5 protein-coding genes are annotated in these 13,491 nt (G+C 41.8%); all 5 read right to left on the bottom strand.

Going from position 1 to position 13,491, the window contains the following annotated elements; genetic code table 11:
• Position 1: 1 nt before the first annotated feature.
• The gene (locus LQ201_RS23915; RefSeq protein WP_230146180.1) at positions 2 to 748 is read right to left on the bottom strand and encodes a hypothetical protein; all 747 of its coding nucleotides are present in this window, start codon (positions 746 to 748) and stop codon (positions 2 to 4) included.
• A gap of 1,696 nt (positions 749 to 2,444) precedes the next feature.
• A complete protein-coding gene (locus LQ201_RS23910; RefSeq protein ID WP_230146179.1) occupies positions 2,445 to 5,018 on the bottom strand; it encodes an alpha-L-arabinofuranosidase C-terminal domain-containing protein in 2,574 nt (857 codons plus the stop codon).
• Positions 5,005 to 6,348, bottom strand: coding sequence for a glycoside hydrolase family 27 protein (locus tag LQ201_RS23905; RefSeq protein WP_230146178.1), 1,344 nt, complete (start codon positions 6,346 to 6,348; stop codon positions 5,005 to 5,007). Before LQ201_RS23905 ends, LQ201_RS23910 begins: the two co-directional genes overlap by 14 nt.
• Before the next feature lie 669 nt (positions 6,349 to 7,017).
• A complete protein-coding gene (locus LQ201_RS23900) occupies positions 7,018 to 11,190 on the bottom strand; it encodes a two-component regulator propeller domain-containing protein (protein WP_230146177.1) in 4,173 nt (1,390 codons plus the stop codon).
• A 208-nt stretch (positions 11,191 to 11,398) separates the two neighbouring features.
• Positions 11,399 to 13,489 carry a beta-galactosidase gene (locus LQ201_RS23895; protein WP_230146176.1) on the bottom strand — a complete coding sequence of 697 codons (2,091 nt, stop codon included), beginning with the start codon at positions 13,487 to 13,489 and terminating at the stop codon, positions 11,399 to 11,401.
• Positions 13,490 to 13,491 lie beyond the last annotated feature (2 nt).

Raw genomic sequence — 13,491 nt, 5'->3', positions numbered from 1 at the left:
GTTATTGGTTAAAAAGAATAGCGTAAACGATCTTACTTTTGAATGGAACAAGGAGCTCCTGAGTTCCCTGTATGGTTCTAATGATAGGCTTCAATGCGGCTTCATCTGCAACAGAAATGGAATAAGCTTTATCTGCAATAACATATTTACCATCTTTCTGTTCGATGACGTTTGCTTTGGCGAGACACAGGTATAAATCATTGGCACTGCCATCTGGCTCAATTTCACGTCGAATGCCCTGGCCACCATCAATGACCCTGGTTGCATCTTTAACACTCAATCCGTATGTAAGGTATTTAAACACTGGCAGACCGGATGCATCTAGTGTATAACCCTTTGGTTTGAAGCCCGAACCTACTGTGTCTTTTTTAAACTCGCTTTGTAGTGTTTCCAACTGCTGAATCTGGGGTATTGCATCGCCGATCTGGATTGCCTTTCCGAGTGGCCGTGAAGAACCATCACCCCTATCATGCCACATTGGTGTGGCATCCAGAAATCCTCCTTTCCACAATAGTACCAATTGGCCATTGTCGGCGTCGTAGGTATAATGCACTTGCAACGGACTACCTATGCTTATGGCATGCGTAACCCGTTTACCACCATTAAGATCAATAAAACTCCTGAGCAGGATATTGCGTTCTGCCTTAATGATTATTGGCTCAACTTTGGTCTCCTGCGCAATAGCCGGCCTGCCTGTAAAACAAAAGGCCGATGCACAGGCAATGAAAAAATAAGAATATAAATTCATGCTTATCTATAATATTTGGTTAATTAAGTGTGTTGTGTTGGTTTCGCATTATCTTTAAAATTGGGCTACTGACCGGTTCATAACTTATCAATAGTATTAGTGATTAATGAAGCTTTGTGTGCACGCCACCTTACTCCTTTTTTTGCATTTCTCATAATTAGTAAGAAGTCTGGATAAGCTTCTTTTGGATAATTGGTTATTAGACTCAAAACTAGGTCAAGGATACCATTTGGAATAGATCAGATCTTTCAATTTCCGCAAGAAATGTTACACTAGCGTTATATTGAGCGCTAAAAACCTTTTTTTGCTAAATAATAGCATTTGAATTGGAAATATTTTTATCCGATTTTTTTCCTGATCCGTAAATTGGTAAGCACTGATTGGGGTGCTTTTTTTATTGTAAACCCAGACAGATGCATAAGCTATAACACTGTCGTCATCCGATAGCTATCGGATCCCGCGCAGGCGGAAATCACGAGGTGCTCAGCGAAGCTAATCTTAAAGCGGTCATTATTCTTGCCTCGGCGCAGTCTTGCCTCAGCTCACCGCCGCCGAAGGGGCTCTTTCTTTATCCTTGATGATAAAGAAACAAACAATCAAGGCTTGCATCGTTTTTTATGTGATCATATTGTTTTTTATAGGTATAAAAGATTGCTGCGCAATTCTTGTAAAAACCTACGGAAATCTTAATTGTGGCAGTATCGAGGCTCTTACCCAGGCTTATCCAAGCACACCCGCTTGATCCTGCCTTGGGCTGTGGGGTAATGAGGGGAACTGCACAGATTTCCGTGCTTTTTCCTGCGAAAATCTGCTATGCCGGATAGCAGGGAGCAGATAGCAGGATGCAGTAATTTGTTTTTTAGCCCTTTCCCTTTCAGGGGAAAGGTGCCGATAGACGGATAGGGGTTTAAGGCGCCCGCTATAATACGGTGGTGATTCTACTACAACAATAAATCCGTCATTGCGATGAGGCTTTTTCAGCCGAGGAAGCAATCTTACCACTATGGGTTATCTGCGATAGATAGGCAGTCACTCCGTCGTTTGCTTCTACAATTTTCTGTCATCCTGAGGCACTAAGGATCTTTTACCAAAAGATTCTTCACTGCGTTCAGAATGATAATTGTAGATTTTCCCCCTTGCTCGGCCTTGCCTCGGCTCACCGCCGCCGAAGGGGCTCCTACCTTTTTCTTGATAAAAAGGTAACCAAACCTGAGCGTAGCGAAAGCATGACTACCTATGAAACAACAACTAAGAAGGCATAAATCAAGGCTTGCACCGTTTTTTATGTGATTGTATTGTTTTTTATAGGTATAAAAGATTGCTGCGCAATTCTTGTAAAAACCTACGGAAACCTTAATTGCGGCAGCATCGAGGCTCTTACCCTGGCTTATCCCAGCACACCCGCTTGATCCTGCCTTGCGCTGTGGGGTAATGAGGGGAAATGCACAGATTTCCGTGCTTTTTCCTGCGAAAATCTGCTATGCCGGATAGCAGGGAGCAGATAGCAGGATGCGGTAATTTGTTTTTTAGCCCTTTCCCTTTCAGGGAAAGGTGCCGATAGGCGGATAGGGGTTTAAAGCGCACACTAGTATCAACAGTTGTAAGATTGCTTTCGCGAAAGATCGACACAGGCTGTCGGCTAAAAAAGCCTTCTCGCATCCAATAACTATCGGATGACGAGTGCTTTTATTTAGTTTTACAATTCAAATACGGTAAAGGAATAAGGTTTTAGTTCGAAAGATTTAAGATTCGAAAAATCCATAGCTGTTTTTATAGGTTGGATTTTGTAATCGCCCGGAAGACCTGATATTTCTTTTTTAATTACTTGTTTGCTCACAGCACTTAACTTGGACAGATCAATATTAGTCTTAACTGCGACTGGAAGCATATTTACAATTTTGATGAATAATTTTCCTGATTTTTGGTCGCGGGTAATGGAGTACGCCACCCGCTTAATTACATCTTCTCTCTTCACTGAAAAATCAACCCGTGCAGGAATGAATTCATCTCCTACGTTTTGACCGTAAAGCTGTTGCACGTAATATCCAATGGTGGGCTTAATTTCTGTATTATTAAAATAGATCAGATCAGGATTCCACTGCGTATGTTTTTCCTTTGCCAACAATGGTGCATAGGAGGCCATAGATACCACATCTCCATTGCGCTCCAGGGAAGTGAGATACAACGCTTCAGCTAAAGCGGTTTCCAGGTTTGTCCTATTTCCCCCTGGGAGGCTTGCCGCATACTCTCCCAGATATACCTTTGATTTACTGCGGTCATATTTGTCATAGAAATCCTGATTGTTTATAAACCAGCCTGGTGGACGATAGTAATGTTCGTCTATCATATCAACCTTCATTTCGTTGGCAAAAGCCCAACCTTCCTCATAATCTGTGCCTTCAAAAAATGGCCCTGCAGTTCCAATAATGGTTATTTCAGGATGTGCTTTTTTAAGTGCTTTATAGATCATGGCGAAATGCTCACGAAAGACGTCTGTTATCTGGTCTTCATTGCCGATGCCGATATATTTTAAATTAAATGGTTTCGGATGCCCTGCTGCTGCACGTTCCTTCCCCCATTTTGTATTTGTGGCTCCATTACAGTATTCAACTAAATCAATAATATCCTGAATATAGGCAGGCATATCTGCCATCGGGATTCCGCCCTGTTGTCCGCCTCCATTGGCTCCTGAGTTTTGGCAGGGCACCCCAGCAGCAATAACAGGCACTGGTGCTGCACCAATATCTTCACAAAACTGGAGGTACTCAAAGTATCCCAGTCCCATACTCTGGTGATAGCCCCACAAATTGCGGTCGGGAACCCGGGCCTGTAAGGCTCCGATTGTATTTTTCCATCTGTAAATGTTATGGATCCCATCTCCGTGGGCCACACATCCACCGGGAAAACGCACAAAACGCGGTTTTATCGCTGCAATTGTATCTGCGAGGTCTGCTCTAAGGCCATTTCGGCGATTTTTGAAGGTGTTTTGGGGAAATAGTGAAATCATGTCGAGATCAATACGGCCATTCTGTAATGGCCACAATTGCAAACTAACATCCGACGCTGAAACCGATGATTTAAGTGTTGTTTTTATTTCCTTCCAGGATTTTGAACTGCAACTGATCAATCCCTTTGAAAGCAAGCCATATTTTTCACTAACGAGCCTTACTTCAAACGACTTCTTTCCTTCTGCAACCCGGACAAAACTGGAAAACAGGTAATTTTCTCCTTTTTTTAGTGCAATTCCGTCATAACCAGCATTCGATAATGAACTACCATCAACCGTTAAATTTAGTGCCGCATAATGTGGGTTATTCGGGTGTAGTGGCTGATCTGTTCGAATTGCAAAATCTCCTTCTTTGCCTTTGAATGTCCAGGAATGATTGCTGTTCCATTTTGTATCATGGTTTTCTTTATCTGATGGCTGGTATTCGAAGTCACGATTTTGAATCAGTTCACCATAAAGCCCGCCATCTGCTGCATAGTTGATATCTTCGAAAAATATCCCTGTTAACAGCTTGCTTATGGCTTTAGCTTTTTCAGGCTCGGCCGAAATATGCAGCTCGGGCTTTGTTAAGTTTGCAAAACGTACCGGATCTTCTTTGGTTGTCTCCGCATCTTGCCGTGCCTTGAAATTCCTGAGCTCCGCAGCTTTATTCAACGCTTCAACCACCGCCCATTTAACACGGTGTAACTGTCCGCTTACCGGATTGTTTTGAATGGTAGTGGTGATGGTATTACTTTTATAGGCAGAGAGGGGTACTTCCTTTGCCGGACTATAGGTTTTGAAGTCTTTTGTTTCTGTCTGAAAATAGGCGCCCTCACTATCTGTGTATACAATCTGATAAATGTCGAGATCTTTATGGTAACTAATCACAGGACGAAGGATATTCTTACCTTTTTCAAAAAGGGGATAACCTTGCGGCCCCCAGTCAATCAGATTTCTTGTTTGGGCATGGGCAAATTGCTTTACCCGATCATTTAAGCTCCATACACATTGCCAAACTCCCCCGCGCCCCTGAATGACATATGGAGCAAACATTTTTTTATCTGATCCCCAGCGGCCAAAGTCTGAGCGAAGATAAACCTGTCCTGTTCCAACAGGTGTCCAATTATTTCGGTCATCACTCCATGCAAACCGTAATCCATCATTGACGTATGAAAACAGGTAAACAGAATCAGCTGCAGCATGTTGCGTTGGTTCTGTTGCAAATGAGTTTCTGCTAAACAGCAGAAACACCAGCACTATAGATAGCTTACTTAATTTCATACAAAACGCAGCTATGAGGTTTAAGATTTACGGTTATTTGTTTTCCATCATTCTGAACAATTTTCCCTGTCCAGCTATCTGTAACTTTAGCTATTTTAGTTATCCCTAAATCTGAGTGTTTTACAGAAATTTCCTTTAGATCTGGTTCATCAGAAAGATTGAACAGGGCGAGATAATGTTGTCCGGTTTTAGCATTCGTTGATGTTACCGCAACTTTCTTGCGATCGTTAAAAAGAAATTTTACATCCGTACTTTCTCTATGCATCTTAAGCACAGCTTTATTGGTAAGCAGCGAAGTGGTAAAGGGATCCAGACTCGGCATATCACCACCAAACATCAGGGGTGAGCGGAATATGGTGAAGAAGGTCATCAGCACTTGCTGCTCATCTTTGGTCAATCTGCTTGCACGGTCGCCGCCTCTTTCTCCGCGAATGGAAATTCTACCCAAAGGAATCATATCGCAATCAGGCCAGGTTCCGGGCTTAATATAAGGCGCCCATGGCTGGGCAACATTAATCAGGTGCGTAATATGTGGCCAGGTATCCCATACATCATCCACCATTCGCCACATATTTGCATGTTGTTGAACGTGTTCTGCTTTTTCTATCGGCGTTTCGCCTGGTGAAGTGCTCAGCACAATCGGGCGACCAGTTTTATCGATTGCTTTTCTGATGAGTTCAATTTCGCCCTGATGATAAGGACGGGAAAGATCATCTATTTTAATAAAGTCGACACCCCAACTGGCGTAAAGTTCCATTATTGAATCATAATATTCCTGGGCACCGGGTTTTGTCGCATCCACTGTATAATTGTCTGTAAGCCATTTGCATTGCAAAGCAGTGCTATAGATCTGATCGGCAGTGTATTTTGTACCCTTAATTGGCATCTTTTCTTTAACGGCAAGCGTAGGGATGCCGCGCATAATATGAATACCAAATTTTAATCCCTTAGCATGTATATATTTTGCCAGGTTTTTAAAACCCTGTCCGTCTGCTGCCGACGGGAACCGGTTCAAAGCAGGCAGATAACGGCCAAATTTATCAATTACATATTTTGGATCCGTTTGGTTATATCCCCCTGCTTTATCATTTTCCACAAACCAGCGGATATCTACAACGATATATTCCCATCCGAAAGATTTCAATTTGGAAGCCATGTAATCTGTATTGACTTTTACTTCGGCTTCTGTAACTGAAGAGCCGTAACAGTCCCAGCTATTCCAGCCCATTGGAGGAGTCTTCGCCCAATTCTTAAAATTCTGCTGTGCGTAAGTTTGATCAATTGTGAAGATTGAACAAAGTAAAAGCAATACTGATGTTATTCTTTTCATGCGTTTTATATTTGGTCTTTCACAAATATAAATAATAAACGTTAAAACAACGATTATAATCAGATCATTTAACGCACACCAAGAATAATATTATCCAAGCCGCAACACCAATGTCGTTAAATTAAAGGCTTTTAACCACGGATGTACACAGATAAACACGGATTTTCATATCTGTGTGCATCCCTCCTATCTGTGATTAAATTATTTTTGCTTGTGCCGAATGGCTTAACTTAATAACATTTTAGTAACGCTACAACCGGGGCTAAGCAGCTCAAACAATGTTTCTTTTTTTGGCTTGCAGGGTGCACCTACCTTTGTGCCTAAACCCGACAGCAGCGGTTCCGATCCTTCATCGGAATTAGCGAATGGCGGGACTGAGCACCCCCAAGAACCACAGGCCACCCATTTCCTAATAAGAATATCTTTTATTTCGGTCGGTGAGACACCAACCGATAGGATAAATGTCTAAGTTAAGGGCTTTTAACCACAGATGCACACAGATAAACACAGATTTCATACCTGTATACATCCTTTCTATCTGCGGTTAAATTATTTTTGCTTGTGTGGGATGACTTAACTTAATAACATCGAGCCGCAACGCAGCTGTGTTTTTATTTAATTCAACACCATCAATCAATCATCCTGTCCGAAAGGCGCAAGGAGCTGTTTTTAATCCGAATCCTTTGTTTTCGCTCTATATTCTGAAGGAAGTAACTGGTATTTTTCCCTGAATGCCTTTGCAAAATAGTTAGGAGTACTAAAACCAACCATATAACAGATTTCAGAAATGGTTTTACTACTTTTCTCCAATAAAACAGCGGCTTTCTCGAGCTTAACAGACCTGATAAAATCAACTGGGGTTTTACCGGTAACCCGTAAACACTTTCTGTATAACGATACCCTACTGATCATCATATGTTTACTCAGATCTTCCACTGATAATTGAGGCTTATGGAGATTGTCTTCAATGTAAAGCAATGCGGTGTTCAGGAATTTCACATCATCGGATTCTATTTCCATTTCCGGCGATGCCATACTCACCTGTCGGGAATAAGTTTTTTTAAAGGTTTGATTCAGCGTGAGCAGGTTCTTGATTTTGGAATGTAAAATCTCAAAATTAAAGGGTTTGGTCATGTAATCGTTCGCGCCTATTTCTAAACCTTTTAGCTGTTCTTCTTCACCCGTTAAAGCCGTTAAAAGAATAATTGGGATATGCTTTGTCCTTTCGTCTGATTTTAATTTCCCACAAAGCTCATTGCCAGTCATTTCTGGCATACTGATATCGGAAACAATCAGATCTGGATGTAGTGCAAGCGCCTTTTGCCAGCCTTCCTTACCATTTGATGCCTCTTCGATTTTATAAAAAACCCTCAGGTTATCTTTAAGGTAAAACCTAAAATCCTCATTATCCTCAACCAACAGAATGAGAGGGGCATTTTTTACGCGGAGGCGCTTGTCGGCAGATTCTTTTTCTCCATCTTTTTTATCTGGTGCGGCATCTGGCACATCATCATCCTCAAGATATTTTTGCTCCTGCCCGGAAATTGCAACAGGTACAAGATTGAGGGATAATGTAAAACAACTCCCCAAACCAGGTTCGCTTTTTACTACTATTTCGCCACCGTGCATTTTGACAAACTCTCTGGTGATGGAAAGGCCTATCCCCGAACCCTGGTTGAGAATGGAAGAAGAAGTATCATTTTGGAAAAACCGTTCGAATATTTTTTCCTGTTTATCTTTTGGAATACCAATCCCCGAGTCTATCACTTTTAACTCCAATGAAACCCTGCCATCTCCTGGTTTACCATCCAGTATTTGTAGCTCAACACCTACTGTTCCGCCTGTAGGTGTAAATTTAAATGCGTTCGAAAGTAAATTGAACAATATCCGCTCTATCTTATCCTGATCATATGATACATATAAATTCTCTATAGTGCTTTTAAAAGTAAGTTTGATCTGCTTCCGTTCTGCCAGATCATAAAAAGAATCTGTTGCATCTTTAATGAAGGAAACAATTTCGCCATCGCTATTATTTAACCTTAGTTCCTGCTCTTCCATTTTACGGAAATCGAGCAGTTGGTTTACCAGGTTTAATAACCGCCGTGCATTTCTTTTGATCATGGCCAGCTGACCGTGCCTTTCCTTCTCTTTGGATTCGATCAAAAGTTTGTCTACGGGAGCCAGGATCAGGGAAATAGGCGTCCTGAACTCGTGACTCAGGTTGGTTAAAAATTTAATTTTTAACAGGTCAAGTTCCCGTAACCTTTCAGCCTCCTTACGGTCTTGCTCGCGTAATTGCCGGGCCTGGATCCTTTCCTGTACCAAAGCAAACTCCCTCCTTAATTTATTGATCCCCCTTCTCCTAATAAATAGCAACAGGCAACCAATGGCCAAAACATACAGGATATACGCCCATGTTGTGCGCCAGAAGGGAGGTAAAATGGTAATTTTCAATTGTGATTCGGCCAGGAGCGCAGCGTCGTTTTCGTTAAAGGCTTTTACATGGAGTGTGTATTCTCCTGGATCGAGATTTGTAAAAGTAGCTTTACGGCTTTCTGAAGGTACTGTAAGCCAACGTTTATCGAATCCTTCCAGACTGTATTTATAGATTACCTTTTGGGGATTAAGATAGTTGAGCAACGCAAACTGGACCGAAAAGATATTCTCTTTATAGGTGAGGGTTAAATTCTTAAGTTCTGTTATGGTTTCGGGCAGAATAATATGCCCGTTTATCTTTTCGCCAACGTTTACCTTATGGTAAAACACCTCTAGATCGGTCATGACCAATGCTGATGAAAACTGGCTGTTCTTGATCTGCCGTGCCCTGAAAATATTGAAGCCGTTTGGCCCTCCAAAAACCAGTTCGCCTACCTTAGTTTTGAGTACTGCATTGATGTTGAACTGCGTATTCTGCAACCCGTCTGATTTGTTGTATTTACTGTACCTGAACTTATAGCTTTCCCCCTGAGCAATTACCGAAATTTTATAAAGCCCTTTAAGGGAACTGTACCAGATATTGTGATCCTCATCTTCGATAAATGAAAGCACTGTATTTTCAGGCAGGCCAACCTCTTCGCTTAAATTAGTGAACTTTCTGCTTGCAGGATTGTATATGCTTATCCCTTCTCTTGTGCCTATCCAAATCCATCCCCTGCTATCATTGGTGATTGAATTTACGACGCCCTGTATCAGGGAATTGGTATCTCTGCTGTTGTTTTTAAAATAGCTAAACTTAGTGGTTTTTGCATCCAAGATATTCAGCCCTGCCGTGGTGCCGATTAAGATGTTTTTGTTTTTATCTTCGTACAAACAGGTAACCACATAAGCATTTAATGTATTTTTAACCGAAGGGTTGAAGTGTTTAAATTTTCCGGTACTACGGTCAAGTAAATTTAGCCCACCGTTTAGGGTGCCTACCCAGAGCCTGTTGGAAGAATCTTCCAGCAAAGCATAAATCCGGTTATCTGAAATACTCAAGGGATCAGCGCTGTGCTTAAAATTCGTAAACTTCTTCCCGTCAAAAGAATCAAGGCCTCCTAAATAGGTACCGATCCATAAAACACCTGAATGATCAATAGTAAGGCTGATCACAATATCACTGCTTAAAGAATTACTGCCGACAGGATTATTACGGTACCTTTTTATTTCGCCTGTACTTCTATTTAAGTACAACAGGCCTGCTCCGTTTGTTCCGATCCACAGGTTGCCTTTGTTGTCCTCTGCAAATGAATTAACATCCTCGTTTAGCGCATTTTTCCCAGTTAGATACTGATTTAAGGGGAATTTATAAATACTTTTATGGTAATAAGAGATCCCTTTTTTATAGGTCCCAACCCACACTATTCCGTTATTATCTTTATATAGGGCGGCTACACTATTATCAATTAAGCTCTTCGGATCATCTTCTTTACTTAAAATATAGGTTAACTTGTGGGTATACTTGTCCAGGATATTAATTCCGCCATGATCGGTCCCTATCCAGATTTTGCCATCGTCGCCCTCAATTACCTTACTTACGTTATTCGAGCTTAATCCCGATTGATCCTGCTTTTTTCCAAAATAACTAAACTGTTGGCTTGCCACATTTAGGTAATATAGACCGAAAGGGTTACCCCTGCTATAAATAAAAATATTGCCTTCCGAATCGCGGTTGAGATTGAAAGAATTTACCTGCTCACCAAACCGTTTGTTGATGGCAAAATACCTGTTTGTTACCCTGCGGTTCTTTAAGTTGAACTTATCAAGAACACCATTGGTATAAATAACCCATAAATTGCCTTTTTCGTCATCAATAACATCGCTTATCTGATCAGCATATAATGAATTGGGTATGCCCTTCTGATGCCCATACCTGATGGTTGCATGAGTTTTTGGATCATAGCAAAAAATACCCAGGTTTTCGATCAGGAAATAGAGCTTGCCGCTATTATTGGTTTTTATCGCCTTCAGGTACCCACCAGGAAGTTTATACTTTTTAAGGTGTTTATCCTGGAACCGTTCAAAGTTTTCGGTTGAGGGACTGTAAATGCTAAAACCACCACCAGAGGCAATCCATAACTGTTTTTCCGGCCCCTCAAATATATCTAAGATATAACCCTCAGGGATACTGGTACTATCCTTTGAACTGTGTTTAAATATCTTGAATTCGTGTCCATCATAGCGGTTCAGGCCAGACAGGGTGCCGAACCACATAAATCCCATGTTATCTTTATATATGGTATTTACCTGATTATCTGATAGGCCATTAGCAATGTTGAGATGAGAAAACTGATATACGTTTTCTTGCGCAAAAAGAGAATTACACAAGATAGATACAAAGATCAAAGCAAAAAACCGGTACATATGTTACTGTAATATAGATTGATGATTTGAGGTAGCCTCCAATATCAATGTTAAAGCGCTAAATGGTTATAACTGGTCAAGGTTCCAGTATAGCTAAGCTACAGTTAAATCCTTATAATCTTTAAGGAAATCTAAATAGCAAACACTTCTCTGGATCAAAAAACCACTGTTCGGATGAAAAATACTGCAGCCATTCGCCAAAAGGCATTTATTCGCTCCAAACCAATACGCCAGCGGGCTTCAATGTTTTTTCTCCAACAATAATCTTCGAATTTGCAGGAATATTTATGATATAATCAGTGGAAGAATAATTTACGGCCATATAAAACCCATCCCTCCAATAAACATAAATACCTGGCGGATAATTTTCGGTAGTTGCCCCTGCTCTGCTGTAAATGTCGCGTAACAGATCCTTTTCCAACTTCGAATCGTCTGTGGCTACACCAATGTAGGTTACCGATCCTTTACCTATTTTGTGTTTTACAACAGCTGCCTTTCCTTTATAAAACTGGTTTTCATAGCGTGCAAGAACTTCCGTATTTTGATCGGGCTGCAACAGATCGCCCCATTTATTCCATTTGTAGTGTTCTGAGCCCATCTGGATGTCTCCTTTCGCATAAGCTGAAAGCATATCGGTTGCCGTAATCTGCGCACCGATAAGGCCCGAAATTGGCGCTGCCAGTTTACCCTCCCAGAAATGCCCCATGCGGTTTTTGGTTGCTGTACGGCAGGTAATAATCAAATGTCCGCCACGGGTTACATAATCATTCCATTTCTTTACCAGAGCAGAGTCGGCCATTTCGTAAGCAGGAACAATTACCACCTTGTATTTCGACAGATTAGTAGTTTCTGGCACTACATCAACAGGGGCTCCCAGAGATTTTGCCATTTCAAGGAACTTAACGGGATAGTTCCATGTGTCCCACTGGTTGGTCTGTTTCTGCCTGTCGATGGTCCAGTAATTTTCCAGGTTCCAAAGAATGGCCGTTGAGCGTTCCATCAGTTTTTCAGGCACCTTAGCCCCTGGCTTGTACAGCTTCCTCAGTTCTTTTATTTCTTTCATAAACTGGATATACTCTTCGCCTCCAGCCGAAGGTGTTACCCCATCTGTTTGTATCACACCAGAATGGTATTGTTCGGCACTGTATAAAATCTGCCTGAAGCGATAAGAACAGGCAAGTTTCCCACCTGCAGCAAAGGTATGGTACAGCCACATACGTACCGTTCCGGGCAAAAGAAGGGGGTTGTAGCTTCCCCAGTTTACAGGACCAGGCTGAATTTCCATCACCCCCGAGATGCCTCCTACACGCTTAAAATATTCTGATGCAAAAAGGATGACCCTACTATCTCCCATCCTAAATCCCAGTTCGCCAATGTTGTCGCTGCCACCATTGGGATAAGCAGTATAAGCTGCAAAATCTAGTTTCTTTGTCCGCCCCGGATCAGAACCGGGAGAAACAGCGGTATAATTAGTGGTGATATATTGCTGCTTCGATATGAGTCCGCGTAAGGTGCCGGCCTGAAAATCAAGAAATTCGGCCTGTGCATCGGCACAGTAGCGCTTAAAATCGAGCAGGGCATGCGGATTGTTGCCCCACCAACCAACCAGATTGGTGTTATGGATCATAACCTGATCGAAATTATTGTACCACTGGCTCCAGAAAGCTGTACCCCAGGCATCATTTAAAGCATCAATGGTTTTATACCTGCTTTTTAGCCATTGCCTGAAAGCCTCCTGCGAAGACACGCTATAATCGGGTTTGGCATCGGGCTCATTATCCAACTGCCATCCGGTTACATTTTTATGCTGACCATAGCGCCTGCCCATCTCGGTTACAATTTTTTCGACAAACAACCGATACTTGGAATTAACGATTGAAGCCAGTCCCCTTGTGCCGTGTTCGGCCCGGATATAATGCCCGTCCATGATAAAGGTTTCGGGATAATTGGCCCGCATCCATGCTGGTGTGGTTGCAGATGGTGTGCACATGACCACCTTAAGCTTATATTTCGCACATAAACCCACCACCTTATCAAGCCAGCTAAAATCAAACTTTCCTTCTTCAGGTTCCATTTTAAACCAGGCAAATTCTGCAAGGTGGACAAACTCGTAGCCCATATCCGAAATCTTTTTGATATCACGCTCCCACTGGCTTTCTTTCCAGTGCTCGGGATAATAGTATATTCCTGTTGTAATCAGGTCTTTTTCTGGGAAAAACCGGTTGACTTCCTGCGATTTTACACTTATTACCGAAATAAGCAGTGTTAATATAATTAGTGGTATAGTTTTTTTTAACATGA

The sequence above is a fragment of the Pedobacter sp. Bi126 genome (genome assembly GCF_918698245.1).
Classification (GTDB): Bacteria; Bacteroidota; Bacteroidia; order Sphingobacteriales; family Sphingobacteriaceae; genus Pedobacter.
This window is presented reverse-complemented; position numbering and strand designations above follow the sequence as displayed.

Excerpts from the sequence above, each read along its gene's own strand:
- LQ201_RS23915 (WP_230146180.1), bottom strand. The coding sequence starts at position 748 with ATGAATTTATATTCTTATTTTTTCATTGCCTGTGCATCGGCCTTTTGT.
- LQ201_RS23910 (WP_230146179.1), bottom strand. The coding sequence starts at position 5,018 with ATGAAATTAAGTAAGCTATCTATAGTGCTGGTGTTTCTGCTGTTTAGC.
- LQ201_RS23905 (WP_230146178.1), bottom strand. The coding sequence starts at position 6,348 with ATGAAAAGAATAACATCAGTATTGCTTTTACTTTGTTCAATCTTCACA.
- LQ201_RS23900 (WP_230146177.1), bottom strand. The coding sequence starts at position 11,190 with ATGTACCGGTTTTTTGCTTTGATCTTTGTATCTATCTTGTGTAATTCT.
- LQ201_RS23895 (WP_230146176.1), bottom strand. The coding sequence starts at position 13,489 with ATGTTAAAAAAAACTATACCACTAATTATATTAACACTGCTTATTTCG.